The following is a 20,142-nucleotide window of genomic DNA, read 5'->3' as shown; positions in this document are numbered from 1 at the left end:
ATGAAAATTGCATTCGTTTTGTTTGATGGACTGACTTTCCTTGATTTTGCAGGGTTTTATGATGTGATCAATCGGTTGAATTTCTTTGAACCTACCAAAGGAACGACGTGGGAAACCTGTGCAATGACAGATCAGGTCACGGATGAGTCTGGTCTAACGTTGAAAGTGGATCGAGTGAAGCCAGACCTGTCGGAATATGATCTCGTGTTCATCCCCGGGGGCATGGGAACGCGCAAGCTTCGATATGACGAGGCATTTGTAGGTTGGCTGAGACAGGCTGCGTCTGTACCTTTGAAGGTTTCGGTATGCACAGGCTCTCTGCTGCTGGGTGCAGCTGGTTTTTTATCCGGTAAAAAAGCAACAACACATCCCTATGCATATGATTTGCTTGAGCCGTATGTCGATGAGGTGATTCAAAAGCGGATTGTAAAAGATGGAAATGTCATTACGGCCGGTGGAGTAGCCACGTCCATTGATCTGGGGATTTATGTTGTTGGGTTGCTTGCAGGACAGGAAGCGGCAGCGAATGTAAAAATTCAGATCGATTATCCTTATGAAATGCAGGGAGTGGTCGAAGAATGAACGAAGATCGAAAGCAAGAGACCTATATCATTCGTAATATTCAGCGGGATGAAGCAGACATCTACTGGCCTTTTCGACTGGAGGCACTGAAAACACACCCTGAAGCCTTCGGGGCTTCGTTCGAATTATCCGTTCAGATCCCCATGAATGAAGTACAGGAACGCATACATAATGAACACGGCCTGAAACTCAGGCACAAAGGCATGATCTGGGGCGTCTATGTTGCTCCGCCATATCGGGGAAGTGGGCTGGCTTCGCGTTTGCTCCGCGAGGTGCTGGATCGGGGAAGACATCTGGAGGGCATCAAGCAGATTAATCTGAGTGTAGTGACAACCAATGAATCAGCCCGACGTTTATACGAGCGATATGAATTTGAAGTTTATGGCATCGAGCGCAACGCATTGGAAGTCAACGGTCAGGGATATGATGAGGCGCATATGAATTACTTTTATACGGAGCATTCAACATTGAATGAAGATATCACCACAGGAGGAGTCCGATGACAGACTATGTTGAACTTGAGATCGATGGTGTTTCCTTTGTCTTAAAAGAGTCTCATTCTTTCGATTGGTTACAGCCCTTGGGTACGGTCTTTCGCGTATTCGATCAGCAAGATTCAGGGAATCTCTCCTTCGGTATTATGCAAAAGGATGGAAAGAGATTGTTTGTAAAGTATGCGGGAGCACATACAATTCATGCGAATCATACGGGAAGTCCCCCGGAAGCCATTCTTAATCTGAAATCATGTGTTTCCGTTTACGAAGATTTGGCACATGACACGTTGATTCGACTAACGGATCATTTTGCAACGGATGAGGGTTATGCCTGTGTCTTCGATTGGGTAGATGGGGAGTGTCTGCACTCCCATTGGTATTTTCCGCCTCCAGCCAAGTATGAAGATCCACGTTCGCCCTACTACCGGTTCAGACAGCTTCCAGTGAAGACACGTATTCAGGCAATGGAGCAGATATTGAATTTTCATATTAAGGTGGAACGAAGAGGTTATGTGGCTGTGGATCTGTATGATGGCAGTCTGATCTATGATTTTGACAAACACTTGATGAAAATTTGTGATATCGACTTGTATCGGAAGGGCTCTTTTACCAATACGATGGGGCGTATGTGGGGATCTTCCCGCTTTATGTCTCCCGAAGAATTTGAGCTAGGCGCGCCCATAGATGCGGTTACCAATGTATTCAACATGGGGGCAATGGCGTTTGGGTTGCTGGGCGGGGAGAAAGATCGTTCCTATGCCAGATGGGATGCCGGAGAAGCGTTGTATCAGGTTGTGATGCGTGCAGTGAGCGCCGATCGATCCGAGCGGTATGCAACGATTGCGGAACTTGGTGAGGCTTGGAAACAAGCTGCGATTAAAGGTCAATGAGTGAGTGGAACTGATTTTCGCAAATATGCAAAATCCATTCGTATGTGTGTGTGAAATCCCGTATAATGGAAATTATTAAGGGGGTGCAGATGATGTGCAGATATGCCATGTCAGGACCATATAAAGACATCTATGCATGTTTCATTTGTCGCAAATCATTTAAACAAGTCTCCAGACATGACCTGAGCCCTGAAGTAGTGGCACAACTTGAATATAAATGTCCGCAGTGTGCTGCGTCTATGGTTAGCATGGGACACGATTTCCAAGCGCCCAAGAAAAATGATACCAAACAATGGACCAAAGTGATGATTCTGTATCGCCATGGGTATACCTTTCATAATTGCGGTTGCGGGGCTGGATATCGCCCGGCTGATTTACGTGAATTATCCGATTTTCTGGAGCAGCAGGAAGCTGGTAAAGGCAGTGAAGGCAAACGATTATTGCAAAGGTTAACTTCATAGTCATGGTCCCGAAATCAAACCTGTCGTCTATGGAAATGTTGAAAATACAGGTGAGTACTTTATATACAATCAATGAGCAGCAGCGTCTCATAAGCATTAACGAGCCAGGTGGTGGGCAAGCTCCAGCCATTTTTATCGGCATGACTTCTGCTGGTTCACTGATCTATTACCATGAGCAGTTACCGCCTAATCTAATGAATGAGTTGGGTAAGGATTGCGAGCTTCCGTTGGATATTCCGAAACTGATTCGCAAGGTGGAAACCTATGAGCTCGTTAACCGTGTGTGGATGGGACCAGCCTATGCTTTTCCTGAGTTATCTCACGAGTGGAATCAGAAGGTTCAGTTGATTGGTGAGGAGCAGCGTTATTTGCTGGCAGAGTATTTCCTTGAATTAACAGATCACTTGCATGAAAAAAGCCCTGTTGCCGCTTATGTTATTGGGGATTCTGCTGTGTCAGTGTGCTGCTCCGCAAGGCTCTCCGATCATGGGGCGGAAGCGAGTCTGTATACGGCACCGGGTTATAGAGGACATGGATATGCAGCGGAGACGGTAAAGTGCTGGCAGTATTATGTCAAGGAGCGTGGACGCGTGCCAATCTATAGTACATCTTGGGATAATTTCGCTTCACAGCAAGTTGCCCGTAAACTCGGATTAATTCAGTTCGGTGTGGATTTCAGTATCACAACTGTGGATTTGAGGAAGGACTGTGATGTCTGATGATTCGCACTTTCGTACAAAAGGATCTGCAGTATGTCATTGAAGCGCATATCCGAATCTATCGAAACGAGTATAATTATGATCATAGCTTTGCTGAATTTATCACGAATGCGGTGAATTCGTTTGGACTGACGGGTAATCACTTGAGGGAGATGTTGTGGATCGTTGAGTTGAATCAGTCAGTTTCCGGCTCCATAGGTCTTACTCAGGTGAATGAAAATACGGCTCAACTTCGCTGGTTTCTGATCGAACCGGAAGCACGTGGTGCAGGATGGGGCGGGAAGCTTCTCGAACAGGCAGTTCTTTTTGCAAAAGAAAAAGGCTACACATCCGTGATCCTGTGGACCAATGAGTCTTTGATTGGCGCGCGTAGATTATATCAATCTGTGGGCTTTGAAGTGAAGGAAGTCCGCAAGCAGATGTTGTCAGGTCAGGAGCTTACCGAAGAAAAATGGGAACTTGCTCTGTAGTTGGTCAGTGGCTTGAACATGAAAGCTGCATCTGTTGCGTTAACTCGTTGTTGAAAGGAGTGGTACAGTGAATCGCAGAAGACTGATTCTGGGTTTGTTATCCGTATGCACAGCATTGACGGTAGTAGCATGTTCGACTCGGACAGAAGACCAAGCATTATCAGCAACAATTGAAAGCAACCTGCAGCAGATGGTTAGCGACCCTGTCCTCCTGACCAGCAGCAATCCCAATGATTATATTGCTGGCAACCGGGAGGCTTACGACGACATCTTGAATACGGGCGAGGCGGGACTGCTTCTCCTATTACAGCAACTCGAATCCAGTCCGGATAACGGTCTCAAGGAATGGATCATGGCTCAAGCAAGTACTGAACTGCTCGGAGAGCTTAACCCTGTAGAGGCGTGGCATAGTGGCAAGGACTGGCTCAGACAGTATAAAATGAGCGTAGAATAATGGCTCATCTTCTCTATAGTACCTGACTTAGCGGAAGTAATGGAGGGGGCGGAATCGATTCTGAAGAAGCGATAGCGTTCGCCTTTGTCTCCGAATTTATACATCTATAAGGTTATTTAAGAAAATTTGGAGACAACAGCGATCAGAAGAACGATCCGTAACCGGAATGGTTCCCGCAAGCCGTCAAGCACTGTAGTGTGTGATGAGCCGGAAGTACAAACCTCACCTCCAGTCAGCATGAGCAGCATTGAGAGGTTCTTGGAACCCGAAAGAATACATTATAGAGGTGAAATCCTTGACTAAAAAAATTGCTTTTTTTGATTCAGGTATCGGTGGTTTAACCGTTTTGCATAAGGCATTACAACAGTTTCCGGAAGAAAAATTTCTGTATTACGCAGATACTTTGCATGTCCCGTATGGAACCAAATCTGCGGATGAGGTTAGAGGACATATTTTTGATTGTGTGGAAGCCATCGTTCAGGAGGATGTCCAAGCAATCGTGATTGCTTGTAATACAGCAACAAGTCTGGCTGTGAAGGAACTCCGCGCCAAGTACGATATCCCGATCATTGGCATGGAGCCTGCGGTGAAACCAGCCGTGGAGATGAATCGTGATAGTGGGAAGAGAGTGCTTGTATTTGCCACTGCCCTCACCTTGAGCCAAACCAAGTATAACGAACTGGTATCGCGTGTTGATGATCACCACAGTGTGGATTCCATTGCGCTGCCGGAACTTGTGGAGTGGTGTGAACAGCTGGATTTTGATCCGGGCAAAATCGCTGATTATTTCCGGTTCAAGCTGACAGATCTCGATCTTCATATGTATGGCACAGTGGTGCTTGGTTGCACGCATTATCCATACTATACGTCCATTCTGCGCACGGTTCTGCCAGATCATATACAGATTATTGATGGCAGTACAGGTACGGTGAACCATCTGAAGCAGCGGCTTGGACTGGTGGCTCAGCATGGAGATAGAACAGGGGAACAGGTCACTTTCCTCAGTTCATCAGGCGGACCGGAAGAGCAGGAGAAGATGCACAGTGCACTCCAATATCTTAAGAAGAACTCCATGTAGGTTACACCATAGGAGGTGATAGCTATGAAGTCCATTTACCTTATCCGTCATGCCAAGGCCACAGGGCAGGAACCCCATGCAGAGCTCACAGATGAAGGGATTAGGCAGGCCGAAAAACTTGCAGATATCCTGGCTCATCATTCCATAACGTATATTGTCTCCAGTCCATGGAAAAGGGCTGTTCAGACCGCTATGCCACTAGGCATAGCAACGCTGCAACATATACATACCGATGAACGTCTCCAGGAGAGGATACTTAGCTCTCTTGATCTGCCTAACTGGATGGATGTACTGAAACGTACGTACGATGATGTGGATTGGGTGGAAGAAGGCGGGGAATCTTCGAGAAACGCGGCTGCAAGGGGGCTGGCACTCCTGGAAGAGTTGTGGAGCAGACCGGAACAGCACGGGGCCGTGGTTACACATGGGAACTTGTTATCACTGCTTATTCGTGAGTATGAACCATCCTTTGGTTATGAAGAGTGGACCAAACTGTCTAACCCGGATGTGTATGTGCTGGAGAGACAACGACCAAATGAAGGGCAGTCCACTATTCGAAGAATTTGGACAGATTAAACAGTAAAAGAGTGCTCCAGCGATATTATATCAGCCAGAACACTCTTTTCGTTTATCCTCGGGGCATGTTTACAATGCGGCAATCATGATCATAACCCATCCAGCCAAAAATGCGACTCCGCCAAGTGGGGTAATGGCTCCCAATTTGCGAACACCCGTTACACTTAAAGTGTACAGGCTGCCGGAGAACAGGATGATCCCGGCGAACATCAGCCATCCGGCAAGCATGACGAGTGAAGAGGATTCAAGACGATCTGCCAGCAGTCCGATCAGGATGATGCCAAGTCCATGGATGAGGTGATATTGAACACCGGTTTCATAGATTTTAATCATGTCAGCGGATAGTTTGCGCTTGAGCGCGTGTGCACCAAAAGCACCCAATGCAACAGCCAGGAACATCATAACACTGCCGAGTATAATCAGGGTTTGCAATGTGTTTTTCTCTCCTTTTAAGGGTAATTAGATATAACATCAAAGTGTACTGCACGAATGTTGTCTACAGTTTGCGCAATTGAATCTGCCCAATGGAGTGATCGGCTTCCTTTTTCAGAATCAGTCTGGCACGCCCTTTGGTTGGCAAAATGTTTTCATGCAGGTTTTTGGCATTGATATCCTGCCAGATCTGGTTGGCCGTACGCACGGTTTCTTCTTCATCGATATTGGCAAATCGTTGATGGAAAAAGGAATCCGTGTTCTGGAACGCTGTATTGCGAAGCAGCTTGAAACGCTCAACGTACCAGTGTCGTATATGCTCTTCTTCCGCATCAATGTAGATGGAAAAATCGAAGAAATCACTAACCAGCAAAGGTGTTTCCTTTTTGATCTGGAGCACATTGATACCTTCAATAATGAGAATATCCGGTTGACAGATCTGCTTCTCTTCCCCTTGAATGACATCGTAGGCGAGGTGAGAATAGACCGGTGCTTTCACTTCGGGCTTGCCAGATTTCACATCACCCATGAACTGAATCAGGGATTTGATATCATAGCTTTCCGGGAATCCCTTGCGGTTCATGATGCCCTTCTCTTGCAGCACGGCATTGGGATATAAGAAACCGTCGGTTGTGACAAGGTCAACCTTTGGGCTATTCTTACCTCTGGCGAGCAGTGCCTGTAGCAAGCGGGCCGCTGTACTTTTGCCCACGGCAACACTTCCCCCGATTCCAATGATGTAGGGGGTGGGGAGGGCTTCTTTTTTCATAAAGGAGGCCGTCAGTTGATTCAGCTCTCGTGAAACTCTTGCATATAGGTCAATAAAGTGGGTCAGAGGCAAATATATATCTTCGACTTCTTGAATCGATACCTCTTCATTCAATCCCTTTAACTGTTCTAATTCGGCTTCCGTCAGTGGAAGAGTGGTCTGATGTTCTTTAAGTTCAGCCCATTCCTTGCGGTTAAACTCGATGTAAGGAGAGTATAAATTCATGAGATCCCGCTTTCTGTATGTAATATAATTGTGGACACAACCTTTAGTGTATCAAATTTCAGGAAACTGACAACACCTTTACATTGTGCCTTTCATAATGCCTTTCGTCAAAATGGAGCGAAAAACAACTTACTAGGAAAGTTTAACCCAATTTATGTTAAAGTCAACGTATACCATGCGGAAGGGTGACAGCAAATGATCGTATATGAGAGAGAGCATGATTTTGTTTTGACCGCACAGCATGAGCATGGATTAGTAGCCGGAGAAATGGCTTCCCACTGGAAAAATGAATTATTAGCCGATGCTGTGCATCGGGATGAATTGATTCTAGCGGCCAAGGAACATGACCGTGGTTGGATTGAACTGGATTCATCTCCGTTCTGGAATGATTACAGTCAATCGCCGTATTCGTTTCGTGACTTTCCATTGCGTCCGCGTTTTGTATTCTACCATAAAGGGATTGAAGAAGTTCGTCAGAAAAACCTTTACGCCGGATTATTGTGTAGCTTGATGTATACGGAACTGTTTCAGAAAAATCTGGGGGCCAATGCTCAGGATGATGATGAAATCCGAGATTATCTGCAGCAAGAACACGAACGTCAGTTGAGTTGGGAGAAACAGCTTGGTGGTGATGCTGAAGCAGTGAAACAGAGGCTGCAAAGTGATGTGGAGATCATGCTTTTCTGTGATCAGCTCAGTCTGTTTCTCTGTATGGAGGAACCTGGAACACCTGCTGCGCGTTATGATTTTTTTGCAGAAGGGCTCAGTTGTACGTTTGATGCCTGTTCCAGACAACCGATTCAGGCAGAGTGGTTATCCAATGAAAAAGTAGGCCTGTCGTTTTTCCCGTTTGATAAGGACTTTACGGTCGTTTTGCCTTATAAATCGGTGCCAAAGGCAAGTATCCGCAAATTTGGTATGCAACAGGCTTATCGCCGGGCTGAATGGAAGGAACGCCGGGTGTTGATTACGGAATTGAACTGAGAACTGGAAACTCCAGGCTTGAGGAAAGAGCAGCATAGAATATCACAGAACAGGCGGGCTTCTGATGTACAGGTGTACAGGGCGTCCGTCTTTCGTATGCATATATATCATCTTAGACTATACTGTGAGACCGGTGAAAATACGAATGAATCAGAGTGGGAATAAAGAAGGAAAACACAGGTTATTCCCAGAAATGTTAGTGTACAGCAGAGAAGCGCACGTTAGCAGGAGGACGAATATGGATACTAGAATAGAGATATTAACGATGTGTATGGTATGGGACAAAACGAATGATCAGGTGCTGTTAATGAATCGGCCGGACCGCAAAGGATTTCCGGGATACATCGCTCCTGGGGGGAAAGTAGATTTTCCGGAGAGTATCGTGGATGGCGCCGTGCGGGAGGTCCTGGAGGAGACAGGGCTAGCGGTCAATGAGATTACGTATAAAGGGCTTGATGAGTTCTGTGATCCCGAACAAGGATTGCGGTACATGGTATTTAACTATTTGGCGACTTCATTTGAGGGTCAGTTATTGCAAGATCCGCCCGAAGGCGAACTGTTATGGGTGCCAATGAAGCGGGTTTTTGAGCTGCCTATGCAGGATTGGTTCGCTGAACGTTTCCCACGTTTTTTCCAAAAAGGCACTTTTGAGCGGAGTGTGATCTGGGAGAAGTCATCCGGCCGTACGTTGCAAGAGACATTTATGGTGTATAGCGATTCCGTACTTGAACAGAGTGGGATCCGATAAGTTAAACCGTCAGAAGGAGGAAAAATCATGGGATACCAGCATGCCCTGCAAGGCTACATTGCGGCGACAAATACACATCAGTTTGATGAAGTCAGTAAATGGTTATCGCCACAAGCCGTATATTGGTTTACGGGAACGTCCTGTACTACCCCTAACGAAATTCGGGCTTATTTTGAGAACGCTTGGGAGACAGTTAAGGAAGAAGTGTATCGTGCTGAAGATGTTAAGTGGATTACAACTAGCAAAGAGCAGGCCGTTTGTATTTATACCTACCACTGGAAGGGAATTTATCAGGGAGAGCCGGCTTATGGCAAGGGGCGGGCCACAAATGTATTTGTTGCTGGGCTTGATGGGGAATGGAAATTAATCCATGAGCATTTAAGCTTGGGTTAGGATAAAAATAATGCCTCATAATGTATCATCCATATCTATATATTTATATCCAAATATTATGATATAATGAAGTTTACTATTTTTATAGGAGATGACTAGTCTGTGGGTAATAGTGTGTGACTAATAGATTGAGAAAACTAGTTTGTTGAATGAAGAATGATATATTTGTGGATTTGCCATACATAGGCTTCTGCAAACAGGACGTAAATGAATATTGTACGATGAAAAGGTGGAGATTGGCATGAAATTGTCGTTCCGGATTTTGGACTGGGAAGAAGAGAGACCATACGAACTTTTATTGATGGCTGATCCTTCAAAAGTAATTGTGGATGAGTACCTGAGTCGGGGTGTTTGTTTTATTGCCGAGTATGAAGGAGAGATGGTTGGGGAGTTCGTATTGTTGAAGACTCGTCCAGAGACTGCGGAGATTGTTAATATTGCCGTACAGGAAGAACTGCAGGGACAAGGTGTAGGCAAACACATGATTAAGGAAGCGATGGAAGCTGCACGTAGATTGGGCTGCCGGATTCTCGAAATTGGGACGGGCAACTCCAGCTTTCATCAATTGAAGTTATACCAACGTTGCGGTTTCCGCATTATCGGGGTTGATCGTGACTTCTTTGTGAGGCATTATGAGGAAGAGATTATAGAGGATGGTATCCGCTGTGTGGATATGATCCGTATGGCCATAGATCTGGATGCTATTACAGAGGATGAAGATAAATAGGAAGTATTTGCTGAGATTAAATTTGCTATATCCAAAGAAGCTGCTCGGATAATTCATGTCTGGGCCAGCTTTTTACTGTTGGTCTTTTGAAGAAAACCCCAATTATTTGTTGAATGTGACGTCAAATGGTTAATGTTTAACTTGACGTTTGTTTTTGAACATAATGGACCACAATTCAATTAAGGAGGTAAAATGGGAGATCGTATGCCTATTTTGTTGTAATTAAGTGTTCGTTGTTCTATCCAAATTGACCGATTTATTCGATTCATCTAATTTATGCATCAATTGAACTAAAAATAGGAAATGCTCCTGAGCGTAAAAGTTTATAGAATAGATATTAGAACATGGACTTCACTTGAAGAAGAGGAGAAAGTGTAACCTTCGAACGGATCAGGACAGTATTCGACATCTGTGCGACGGTATATACAATCATTGTTTTACTTTGATTTTGAAAACGCAGACAAACCTTGACGGGAGCGTCGGACTAACGTTACTACCACCAACAGCACGATTATTGGACTTCATGAAAAATTTAGCTTAAAATGTTGAACGAACGCAAATTACGGCTTAGTCAATGATTTCCGTCAAAAACTTATGACTAAATCAAGACGGAGGGAACGTCGATGACGATCGTGGAAGGCAACAAGAAGCCCTGGGAAAGTTACTATGGCCCCAATATGGGATACGTACAGGAACAATATGAATTATTCACTCAAGACCCTGGTTCGGTTACACCGGCCTATCGTGAACTTTTTGAACAATGGGGTGCACCGCCAATGTCTGGCACGGATGCACGCACAACCTTGAATTCCGGCAACGCCCAATCGGCTTCCGGAAGCGTAGACATTCAACTATTACAGAAAGCGGTTACAGCGGGTAAACTGGTATGGAATATCCGTACCTATGGTCATCTTGCTGCAGATATAGATCCGCTTGGAATCAGTGAAGATACAGACACATCTTTGCTGGAACCTCAGCATTTTGAATTAAACGAAGAAGATCTGAAAGCTTTACCTGCTTCCCTGATCTGGGAAGGTGCAGATGGGCAGACAGCAACCGGATGGGATGCAATCCAACGCTTGCGTCAAATTTACACTGGACCTATGGCCTACGAATTCAGTCATGTGCACGAAGTTCAAGAGCGTGAGTGGCTGAATCGTCGTGCGGAATCTCGCACATCACCGGCTCCACTTACGCCGAAAGAACGTAAGGCTTTGCTGGAACGTTTGGTTGAAGTTGAGCAATTTGAAGATTATCTTCACAAAACATTTGTTGGGCAGAAACGTTTCTCCATCGAAGGTAACGATGTGCTTGTGCCGATGCTGGATGAAGCTGTTCGCATCATGGCAGAAGCCGGATCAAGCCACATTCTGATGGGTATGGCCCACCGTGGACGGTTAAATGTACTGGCTCATGTTTTGGGCAAACCGTACAGCAAAATTTTCTCTGAATTTCATCATGCTCCGAACAAAGATTTGGTTCCATCGGAAGGTTCGACTGGAATCAACTACGGTTGGACGGGGGATGTCAAATATCATATGGGTGCCAACCGTTTTGTAAAAGACGGGGAAACTGTACAGGCACGCCTTACTCTGGCGAATAACCCTAGCCATCTGGAATACGTTAATCCGGTTGTACAAGGGTTTGCACGTGCGGCTCAGGATGACCGTCGTGACCCTGGATATCCGAAGCAGGACGTAACGAAGGCAGCTACCATTTTGATGCATGGTGATGCAGCATTCCCTGGCGAAGGGATCGTTGCAGAGACGCTTAACTTCAAAGCTCTGCCAGGATATCAGAATGGTGGAACCATCCATATTATCGTCAACAATCGTCTGGGTTTCACTACAGATAGCAGTGATTCCCGTTCAACGTACTACGCAAGTGACCTTGCTAAAGGGTACGAAATTCCGATTGTACACGTGAATGCGGACAATCCGGATGCTTGTATTGCAGCCATTCGTATGGCAGCCGAGTATCGCAATCGTTTCAAAAAGGATTTCCTGATCGACTTAATCGGTTATCGTCGCTACGGCCATAATGAAACCGATGATCCCGAAACAACTCAACCTATCGTTTATGACAAGGTGAAAAACCATCCAACGGTAAGCCACTTGTATCAGGATCAGTTGAAAGAGGAATCGATTATCGATGATGCATCCATTACGAGCATTCGCGATGGAGTAACGAACAAATTAAAAGAAGCTTATGACCAGATGAAGAAAAATGAAGTACATGAATATTACCAACGGAAAATCAGTGAGCCGGAGGCTGTTACGATTACTCCGACTGCGGTACCACTGGAGAATCTGCGTAGCATTAATGCCGATCTGCTGAAATGGCCTGAGAACTTCAACGTGTATCCGAAGTTACAGCGGATTTTGCAACGCCGGAGCACTTCCCTGAACGAAGGGGAAAAAGTGGATTGGAGCCTTGCGGAGACACTCGCATTTGCAACCATTCTGGCAGATGGTAAGCCAATTCGGATTAGTGGACAGGATGCCGAGCGCGCTACATTCGCTCATCGGAATCTGGTGTTGCACGATTCGGAGAATGGAGCAAAGTTCTGCCCATTACATCACTTGCCACAGGCAAGAGCATCCTTTGCAATCTATAACAGTCCGTTGTCGGAAGAATCCGTTGTTGGATTCGAATACGGATATAACGTATATTCACCAGATACACTGGTCATCTGGGAGGCTCAATTCGGTGACTTTGCCAACTGTGCACAGGTTATATTTGACCAGTTTGTATCAGCGGGTCGCGCCAAATGGTCTCAGAAATCCAGTCTGGTTATGTTGCTTCCACATGCGAATGAGGGTCAGGGACCTGAGCATACAAGTGCTCGTCTTGAACGCTTCCTGCAGCTTTGTGCAGAAGACAACATGACGGTTGCCAACTTGTCGAGTGCATCTCAGTACTTCCACTTGTTGCGTCGTCAAGCTTCGTTGACTGAAACGGAAGATGCTCGTCCACTTGTGATGATGTCACCGAAAAGTCTCATTCGGAATCCGCGTGTTGCCTCACCGGCAGTCGAATTCAGTGAAGGCAAGTTTGAGCTTGTGCTGGAGCAAGCCGGACTGGGTACACAGCCGGATCACGTAGAGCGCATTATTTTGTGCAGTGGCAAGATTGCCATTGACCTGGAAGATGCTTTTGAAAAAGATAAAGCAGATTGGTCATGGCTTCACATCATTCGCGTAGAACAGCTATATCCGTTCCCGGCAGAAGAGATCAAACGTATACTCGCACGTTTCAGCAATGTAAAAGAACTGGTATGGGTACAGGAAGAAAACAAAAACATGGGTGCCTGGACATACATGGAGCCTCGTCTTCGTGAAGTTGCTCCGGAAGGCACAACCGTTAGATACGAAGGTCGCCCGGAACACGCAAGTCCTTCCAGCGGTTATCAGCTTGTGCATAGTATGGAACAGCAACAGATTATTACATCTGCGTTGAAACAAACGACGAAGAATAATATTCCACTGGGGAGGTAACAGCTGTGAGTGAAATTAAAGTACCTGCAATGGGTGAGTCAATAACTGAGGGAACTGTATCCAGATGGATGGTTAAAGAAGGGGATACCGTTAATCAGGGTGATGTTCTTCTTGAACTGGAAACGGATAAAGTAAATATTGAAATCAGCGCAGAAGAAAGTGGCGTGCTGGAGAAGATCATTCGTCAGGAAGGAGAGACGGTCGAGATCGGTGAAACGATCGGTACACTCTCAGCTGGTTCTGGAGGAGGAAGCGGTGCACCCGCTTCCGAACCAGTAGCTGAAGAGAAAAAGGCCGTTATTCCTGCACCTGAAGCTCCAACACCACCACCAGCACCTGTTGCGGCAGCACCGGAGTCATCCGATAGTGCCAAGACGGCTTCACCGTCTGCCCGTAAGCTTGCACGTGAACGTGGTATCGAGTTGGATCAGGTTCAGAGCAAAGATCCGATTGGACGGGTATACCAGGATGATGTGAAGAGCCATAACAATCAGGCGCCTGCTCCTGCTGCTCCACCTGCGAGTAAAGCTCCAGCAGCACCAAGTGCTCCGGCAGCTGGAAGTTCTACCTATACCAAACCAGTGGAGCGTCAGCGGATGTCTCGCCGTCGTGCAACCATTGCCAAACGTTTGGTAGAGGCTCAGCAGACAGCAGCGATGTTGACTACGTTTAATGAAGTAGATATGACTGCGATCATGGATGTACGTAAACGCCGTAAGGACAAGTTCAAAGAGAAACATGAGATTAACCTGGGATTCATGTCCTTCTTCACTAAAGCGGTTGTGGGAGCTCTGAAAAAATTCCCTACAATTAACGCAGAGATTGATGGCGAAGATGTTGTTCTCAAAAAGTATTATGATATCGGCATTGCCGTATCAGCGAAGGAAGGACTGGTTGTACCTGTTGTACGTGATGCCGATCGTCTGGGCTTTGCCGAGATCGAGAAGAGTATTGCGGACCTGGCATCCAAAGCTCGTTCCAACACGCTGGCGTTATCTGATCTGCAAGGTGGAACGTTCACCATCACCAATGGTGGAACATTTGGTTCCTTGTTGTCTACGCCAATTCTGAATACGCCTCAAGTGGGTATTCTGGGGATGCATAAGATCCAGCTTCGTCCAGTGGCGATTGATGCAGAGCGGATGGAGAACCGTCCAATGATGTACATCGCGTTATCCTACGATCACCGGATTATCGACGGTAGTGAGGCTGTTCGTTTCCTCGTGACCGTAAAAGAACTGCTTGAAGACCCGGAATCCCTGTTAATTGAAGGTTAGCCCATAAAGTTTGTTTATAGCTATTATTCATATCGCTTAACAAGAAAACCCCTGAACTGGAGCGCAGCGTGAGCTGTCCATCCGATTCAGGGGTCTCTTTTGGATTTTGGTATGTTATCTCCGACTCTATTATATAGAGTCAGCCATCTCAGCAGGGCTCGCTGCATCGTCGTGTTCACTAGAGTTAGGTGTATTCCGCTCTAGCCAGTCTACAACGTGCTGAGCGACTTCTGTTCGGTTGATCTCATGCAGCATTTCATGGCGTCCATCCGGATACAGGCGATACTCAATATTCTCCAGCTGAAGCTTCTTATACTGGGAGACCAGATTAAGAACGCCTTTGCCATGAAGTCCGACAGGGTCCTTCTCACCTGAGAACAGGTAAACGGGTTTGTGTTTGGGTATGCGCTCCATATTGTGTGGAAGATGTACTTCAAGCAGCAATTTGAAGAAGTCGCGGAAAAAGCCTGCTGTACAGACTGCTCCGCACAGGGGATCATCAATGAATCGCTGAACCTCTTGTGAGTCCCGGGACAACCAATCAAATGGTGTCGTTGCAGGGCGGAAAGAGCGGTTAAATCCACCAAATACAATTGCGTTGAGCAGCATGCTGGGGTGGGTAGCGCCCTGAATGCCGCACTGCAAGAAGGCCAGCTTCTCTCCAAATCGGAGCAGACCGCGTCTGCCGTTTGTCCCGGATAAAATAAAGGCATGGTACTGCTCATGACCAGCGTACATGAGATGTTGTACCAAGAATGAACCCATGCTATGTCCCATTAGAAACAGGGGCACCTCAGGATTCTCCTTGGTGGCTACTTCGCCCAAATTGATCATATCACTCGCCATCCAGCGGAAGGCATCGATACCAGCATTACCAAGCAACTTGGCATTCTCCACAGTTTTGCCATGACCCCGATGGTCATTGGCATAAACCGCATAGCCATTTTGAGTAAGAATGCCGGCAAATTCTGCGTATCGGGCTGCCGTCTCGCCCATGCCATGTGCAATTTGCACTACACCTTTAACGTTGCATTCCGGATCGGGAAGCCAGCGGTACACATGAATACGGGTACCTTCACTAGCGACCAAGGCAAAGGTAGATTCCTGCATCTCGTGTAATTCCTCCTTCACAGGTTACATATAAGCTTGATTTATGGCAGATAAGAGCGAAGAACAGTGGTATTTCCATCTAATGTATAAGAACCCAGATTGGCTGGCAAGAGATAACATTGTCCAGCTTTCAATTCAATGTTGTCTGAATCAGCATGTGCCCACGAAAGTGTTCATTCGCCTTCACAGACAACGAGAATCGTGAAGCTGTCAGGATTGGTGGAGAGTTCCCACCGTTCAGTCACAATCCCTTTTTCCACCACAAAATAAGGGCATTCCGCAAGCTTGAGCCATTCACCAGGAGTAGCGTTATTTGTTTTCATCGTTGAGGCACCTGCGCCCTCATAGGCGGTAACATTTAATGAGTCTTCAACATGCAACTCACGTGGTTTGCCATCCAGCCCTGGACGATTGTAATCGTAAATTCGGTACGTCGTATCCGAGTTTTGCTGAATCTCAGCGACAACGACACCTGCACAGAGCGCATGTACTGTTCCGGCAGGGATAAAGAACGTATCACCAGCTTCTACAGGTACCTGACGAAGGGTATCCATCACCGTTCCGTTTTCCAATGCTTCTTTTAATGTTGCCCGATCAACGCCTTCATTCAAGCCATAGATGATGTGTGCGCCCGGTTTTGCATCGAGTACATACCACATTTCTGTTTTGCCAAGCTCGCCAGGAGGAAGTGCCTCATACTCGTCTGTTGGATGAACCTGCACGGACAGGTCATCGTTGCAGTCAAGCAGCTTAATCAGAAGGGGGAAACGGCCGCCTTTTTCGGAAACGCCTTTGGTTCCAAGCCATTCGGTGCCGAGTTGTTCACGAACTTCATCCAGACCCTTGCCAGCTAGTGCTCCATTTAATACCTTGGTTGTACCGTTTGGATGATCCGCAATCATCCATCCTTCTCCGATATGTCCTTCAGGGGGCGTAAGGCCGAATTGCTCCAGCGCACGACCGCCCCATACACGTTCTTTGAATTCAGGTTGGAATTGTAATGGGTATGGCGTAGACATCAGTAATCTCTCCTCTAGTATATGAAATGGTGGATCGCTTTAATCAGTCATGGGCGTGTAATCGCCATGAACAAACAAGTGAATACGTTTGCATATGTAGATTTAGAACACAGATCGCAGGAAGAAAAAGCCGTTAATAGCTCGCTTTGCGATTGTGTCTAGTTTATTGTATTTGGTGAACAAAGGAAATTATTTTTTCTCGATTCCGATCAGAAAAGGAGAAGTTTCTCGCTGCAATTGGCGATACATCACAACCTGTGCCTGTTCCACCGGCAGGGCAGAGGACCATTCCAATACGGCTGCTGCTTCCTGTGCGCCTCCGTTATGACCAGGGTAAAGCACAACCGTAATGATTCCGCGAGGGCGTAATAAAGCGAGTGCAGCCTCGAGTGCAGCAATCGTGCTGTCAGTCTCGGTGATGATGGAGGAATCTGCACTTTCTGAAGGCAGGTACCCCAGATTGAACATAACTGCACCAACCGCACCAGGCCATGACTCAGGAACCGCTTCTGCCATTCGATCATGGCTTAGTTGAAGCATGGAGATGGAGCCAAGTTTGGCTTCATCGTTTTGTTTTCGAATCCGGGCCTGTGCCAGCGTGAGGGCTTCACTTTGAATATCGAATCCAATGACTTGACCACGCCTGCCTACTTGTTGTGCCAAAAATAGTGTGTCTGCTCCTGTACCCACCGTTGCATCTATGGCCAGATCACCTGGCTGCAGACGGGAAGCAATCCACTGATGTGCACAGCTGAGAACTGAAAGAAAGCCCATCTATGCTCGCCTCCAATACTTACCTTGCCATGAATCCCGCTCTCGCAGCTCACGATCAATGGAGTTCAACACTTCCCATTTGTTCATGGACCACATCGGTCCAATCAACAGATCACGCGGTGCGTCGCCTGTAAGACGGTGTACGATCATTTCCGGTGGAAGCATCTCCAGTGTATCCACGATCAGTTTGATGTACTCGTCCTGATCCAAAAAACGTAAAAGACCGGCTTCGTATTGCTTCACCATTGGTGTTTTGCGCATCAGATGCAGCAGGTGAATCTTGATTCCCTGTACATCCATATTGGCAACTGCCCGTCCAGTGTCCAGCATCATCTCATGTGTCTCTTGAGGCAGACCATATATGATATGTGTGCACACACGTATATTCCGTTTGCGCAGTTTCTCAACCGCTTCTTCGTAACACTTTGTGTCGTGTGCACGATTAATCAATGTTGATGTGGAATCATGGATCGTTTGAAGGCCCATCTCAACCCACAGATAGGTGCGTTCGTTCAGTTCAGCCAAATAATCAACAACGTCATCTGGCAAACAATCCGGGCGAGTGGCGATGGACAAACCAACAACACCGGGTTGCTCAAGAATTTCTTCAAAATATTCGCGCAGCTCCTCAACCGGAGCATACGTATTCGTATAGGCTTGGAAGTAGCCAATATAATGCGCTGTAGGCCACTTGAGGTGCTGTTTATCTCGAATTGTATTGAATTGGGTGACCAGATCTTCACGTCTGCTGCCAGCAAAATCGCCTGATCCACGCGCACTGCAGAAGGTGCAACCACCTTTGGCAATGGAACCATCGCGGTTGGGACAGGTGAATCCAGCATCCAGCATCACTTTGAAAACCTTATTGTTAAATTGATCGCGCATCTCATAATTCCAGGTATGGAATCGTTTATCTCCCCACAACAGAGGGGGCTGTAATGCAGGTGCATTCATCTTCAGGGTACTCCTTTGGCTGTCGAATTACAGTAATCATACGTGAACAAAAGAAGAAGCGCTATGCGATTTCCGTCATAGACGATTGATAGCGATTTTAGGTGTCTTCATGAACTTTTATCATTGTATCAAAAAACTAAAAAAAAAGGGAATCGAAACGCAAAAATAGGCCGTAAAATCAAGGTTTTCTCCTTGCTATAGTTTACACCTTATGTTATATTTAAATCAGCGTCAGACACCATCTAATGGGTATTATTCATCATAGCATTTGAATCAACGTTGACGTCATGGACCATACTATACCGTGAGGTGATATGAATGAATTCCCAAGTTAAAAACAATGAATTGAATCATGTGTCTGTTGAATTGACGGCAGAAGAAGCACTGGCTTTAACAGGTGTTCGTTTTAATGGAAATCCGAAAGTGAAAGCGGCTGCAAGACAAAAAGTTCGCGATGCTTTCGAAAAGACATTTGATTTTTCACACCAAGATAAGGTAGACTATGAACTACTAAAGTAGTTGGACCCCAATTCCAAATAAATCGAAGAGGGAATCTTTGAGATTTGCCCAAAGTGGCAGATCCGAAGATTCCCTTTTCATTGCTCTTTACAATTTGCCAGTTCTTCGGCAAAATAAGTCTGAGACAAGTATGGGACAAACGGAGGAATAAAATGCGTTTACGTGGCAGAAAAGGGATAAGAGAAAATCTGGAGCAACAAGTTGATCTTGTTGTACTGGAACCCAAGCAACATAAAGGAAAATGGTCTGAACTGTTTGGCAATGATCACCCGATCTTCGTGGAATTTGGTATGGGTAAAGGTCAATTTATCAGCCAAATGAGTTATAAATATCCGGAATTTAATTTCATCGGTATTGATATGTATGATGAGCTGGTTCGTCGTGCCAGTGAGAAAGCTCGTAATGCGTGGAGTCAGGCTGATGTGGAGACACCTCCGAACCTGAAGCTTGCGTTGGCAAATATCGAACAGATCGAGGAAGTTTTTGAACCGGAAGAACTGGAGCGCATTTATTTGAACTTCAGCGATCCTTGGCCAAAAGCAAAGCATGCACGTCGTCGTTTGACGCACCCGCGCTTCCTGAAGAAATACACGGAATTGCTTAATCCCAAAGGTCAGATTCATTTCAAAACCGATTCGGAGACGCTGTTTGATTTCTCGCTCAACGCCATTGCCGACTTCGGCCTGCAAATGACCAATATTTCTTTGAATCTGCATCGTGATGGATTGAATGAAGAACATGTGATGACCGAGTACGAGCAGAAATTCATGGGTAAAGGTATGAACATTCACCGCGTTGAAGTGATTGTGGGTGAAGAGGCCTTGCGTGAGTATCAGCAGACACGTTTGGACAAGTATAAAGTTCGTGAAGCTTCGGATGAGTCTGGCGAAGATCAGGAACACGAATAAATCGAAATCTAACTTATACTCATTAAAGAAGAGCGACACATGAGGTGAATGATTCATTCTCATAGGTCGCTCTTTTTTTGCA

22 protein-coding genes and 1 pseudogene are annotated in these 20,142 nt (G+C 46.1%); 17 read left to right on the top strand and 6 right to left on the bottom strand.

Features of this window, described 5'->3' with window-relative positions; translation table 11 throughout:
* From MKX68_RS02455 to MKX68_RS02415, 9 genes are all read left to right on the top strand, one after another.
* Positions 1–582: a DJ-1/PfpI family protein gene (locus MKX68_RS02455; protein ID WP_340908800.1), complete on the top strand. Its 582-nt coding sequence runs from the start codon at positions 1–3 to the stop codon at positions 580–582.
* A complete protein-coding gene (locus tag MKX68_RS02450) occupies positions 579–1,085 on the top strand; it encodes a GNAT family N-acetyltransferase (RefSeq protein ID WP_340908797.1) in 507 nt (168 codons plus the stop codon). The genes MKX68_RS02455 and MKX68_RS02450 overlap by 4 nt, the downstream gene beginning before the upstream one ends.
* On the top strand, positions 1,082–1,966 hold the full coding sequence (locus MKX68_RS02445; protein ID WP_340908795.1) for a serine/threonine protein kinase: 885 nt from the start codon (positions 1,082–1,084) through the stop codon (positions 1,964–1,966). Before MKX68_RS02450 ends, MKX68_RS02445 begins: the two co-directional genes overlap by 4 nt.
* A 107-nt stretch (positions 1,967–2,073) precedes the next feature.
* The gene (locus MKX68_RS02440) at positions 2,074–2,427 is read left to right on the top strand and encodes a hypothetical protein (protein ID WP_340908793.1); all 354 of its coding nucleotides are present in this window, start codon (positions 2,074–2,076) and stop codon (positions 2,425–2,427) included.
* A 2-nt stretch (positions 2,428–2,429) separates the two neighbouring features.
* Positions 2,430–3,146 carry a GNAT family N-acetyltransferase gene (locus MKX68_RS02435; protein WP_340908791.1) on the top strand — a complete coding sequence of 239 codons (717 nt, stop codon included), beginning with the start codon at positions 2,430–2,432 and terminating at the stop codon, positions 3,144–3,146.
* On the top strand, positions 3,146–3,616 hold the full coding sequence (locus tag MKX68_RS02430) for a GNAT family N-acetyltransferase (protein WP_340908788.1): 471 nt from the start codon (positions 3,146–3,148) through the stop codon (positions 3,614–3,616). The genes MKX68_RS02435 and MKX68_RS02430 overlap by 1 nt, the downstream gene beginning before the upstream one ends.
* A 67-nt stretch (positions 3,617–3,683) precedes the next feature.
* On the top strand, positions 3,684–4,070 hold the full coding sequence (locus tag MKX68_RS02425; RefSeq protein WP_340908787.1) for a hypothetical protein: 387 nt from the start codon (positions 3,684–3,686) through the stop codon (positions 4,068–4,070).
* A 295-nt stretch (positions 4,071–4,365) separates the two neighbouring features.
* Positions 4,366–5,148, top strand: coding sequence for a glutamate racemase (gene murI / locus MKX68_RS02420; protein ID WP_340908785.1), 783 nt, complete (start codon positions 4,366–4,368; stop codon positions 5,146–5,148).
* A 24-nt stretch (positions 5,149–5,172) separates the two neighbouring features.
* Positions 5,173–5,724, top strand: coding sequence for a histidine phosphatase family protein (locus MKX68_RS02415; RefSeq protein ID WP_340908783.1), 552 nt, complete (start codon positions 5,173–5,175; stop codon positions 5,722–5,724).
* Between the two features lie 69 nt (positions 5,725–5,793).
* Here MKX68_RS02415 and MKX68_RS02410 read toward each other — a convergent pair whose 3' ends face one another.
* Together MKX68_RS02410 and coaA are read right to left on the bottom strand one after the other, a co-directional pair.
* Positions 5,794–6,156, bottom strand: coding sequence for a DUF423 domain-containing protein (locus MKX68_RS02410; RefSeq protein WP_340908781.1), 363 nt, complete (start codon positions 6,154–6,156; stop codon positions 5,794–5,796).
* Positions 6,157–6,220: 64 nt separating this feature from the next.
* Positions 6,221–7,150, bottom strand: a complete 930-nt coding sequence (gene coaA, locus MKX68_RS02405; RefSeq protein WP_036610217.1) for a type I pantothenate kinase — start codon at positions 7,148–7,150, stop codon at positions 6,221–6,223.
* Positions 7,151–7,345: 195 nt separating this feature from the next.
* On the opposite strand from coaA, the gene MKX68_RS02400 reads away from it, so the two are divergent.
* The 6 genes from MKX68_RS02400 (at position 7,346) to odhB (ending at position 14,776) form a co-directional block, all read left to right on the top strand.
* The gene (locus tag MKX68_RS02400; protein ID WP_340908779.1) at positions 7,346–8,134 is read left to right on the top strand and encodes a DUF3891 family protein; all 789 of its coding nucleotides are present in this window, start codon (positions 7,346–7,348) and stop codon (positions 8,132–8,134) included.
* A gap of 238 nt (positions 8,135–8,372) precedes the next feature.
* Entirely contained in the window at positions 8,373–8,882 is a 510-nt protein-coding gene (locus MKX68_RS02395) for an 8-oxo-dGTP diphosphatase (RefSeq protein ID WP_340908777.1), read from the top strand.
* Between the two features lie 27 nt (positions 8,883–8,909).
* Complete coding sequence (locus MKX68_RS02390; RefSeq protein ID WP_340908775.1) at positions 8,910–9,275, top strand: YybH family protein; 366 nt, start codon at positions 8,910–8,912, stop codon at positions 9,273–9,275.
* Positions 9,276–9,516: 241 nt separating this feature from the next.
* Positions 9,517–10,002, top strand: a complete 486-nt coding sequence (locus tag MKX68_RS02385; protein ID WP_340908774.1) for a GNAT family N-acetyltransferase — start codon at positions 9,517–9,519, stop codon at positions 10,000–10,002.
* A gap of 623 nt (positions 10,003–10,625) precedes the next feature.
* Entirely contained in the window at positions 10,626–13,499 is a 2,874-nt protein-coding gene (locus tag MKX68_RS02380; RefSeq protein ID WP_340908772.1) for a 2-oxoglutarate dehydrogenase E1 component, read from the top strand.
* 5 nt (positions 13,500–13,504) lie between these two features.
* Positions 13,505–14,776, top strand: a complete 1,272-nt coding sequence (odhB, locus tag MKX68_RS02375) for a 2-oxoglutarate dehydrogenase complex dihydrolipoyllysine-residue succinyltransferase (RefSeq protein WP_340908770.1) — start codon at positions 13,505–13,507, stop codon at positions 14,774–14,776.
* A gap of 129 nt (positions 14,777–14,905) precedes the next feature.
* Here odhB and MKX68_RS02370 read toward each other — a convergent pair whose 3' ends face one another.
* The 4 genes and pseudogenes from MKX68_RS02370 to MKX68_RS02355 all read right to left on the bottom strand — a co-directional run bounded on the left by MKX68_RS02370 (position 14,906) and on the right by MKX68_RS02355 (position 18,633).
* Positions 14,906–15,886 carry an alpha/beta fold hydrolase gene (locus MKX68_RS02370; protein WP_340908768.1) on the bottom strand — a complete coding sequence of 327 codons (981 nt, stop codon included), beginning with the start codon at positions 15,884–15,886 and terminating at the stop codon, positions 14,906–14,908.
* Positions 15,887–15,927: 41 nt separating this feature from the next.
* Positions 15,928–16,905 (bottom strand): annotated as a pseudogene (locus MKX68_RS02365) (type I phosphomannose isomerase catalytic subunit).
* 189 nt (positions 16,906–17,094) lie between these two features.
* On the bottom strand, positions 17,095–17,679 hold the full coding sequence (locus tag MKX68_RS02360; protein WP_340908767.1) for a class I SAM-dependent methyltransferase: 585 nt from the start codon (positions 17,677–17,679) through the stop codon (positions 17,095–17,097).
* Positions 17,680–18,633, bottom strand: a complete 954-nt coding sequence (locus MKX68_RS02355; RefSeq protein WP_076330245.1) for a TIGR01212 family radical SAM protein — start codon at positions 18,631–18,633, stop codon at positions 17,680–17,682. It lies immediately after the preceding gene.
* Between the two features lie 318 nt (positions 18,634–18,951).
* Between MKX68_RS02355 and MKX68_RS02350 the strand changes: the two genes are divergently transcribed.
* Positions 18,952–19,152: a hypothetical protein gene (locus MKX68_RS02350; protein ID WP_036610190.1), complete on the top strand. Its 201-nt coding sequence runs from the start codon at positions 18,952–18,954 to the stop codon at positions 19,150–19,152.
* A 152-nt stretch (positions 19,153–19,304) separates the two neighbouring features.
* Positions 19,305–20,060, top strand: a complete 756-nt coding sequence (gene trmB / locus MKX68_RS02345) for a tRNA (guanosine(46)-N7)-methyltransferase TrmB (protein ID WP_340908764.1) — start codon at positions 19,305–19,307, stop codon at positions 20,058–20,060.
* The last annotated feature ends 82 nt before the right edge of the window (positions 20,061–20,142 follow it).

It is taken from the genome of Paenibacillus sp. FSL M8-0212, assembly GCF_038004645.1.
Taxonomy (GTDB): domain Bacteria; phylum Bacillota; class Bacilli; order Paenibacillales; family Paenibacillaceae; genus Paenibacillus.
The sequence above is the reverse complement of the archived record's forward strand: the minus strand, read 5'-3'. Positions and strand labels throughout refer to the sequence as shown.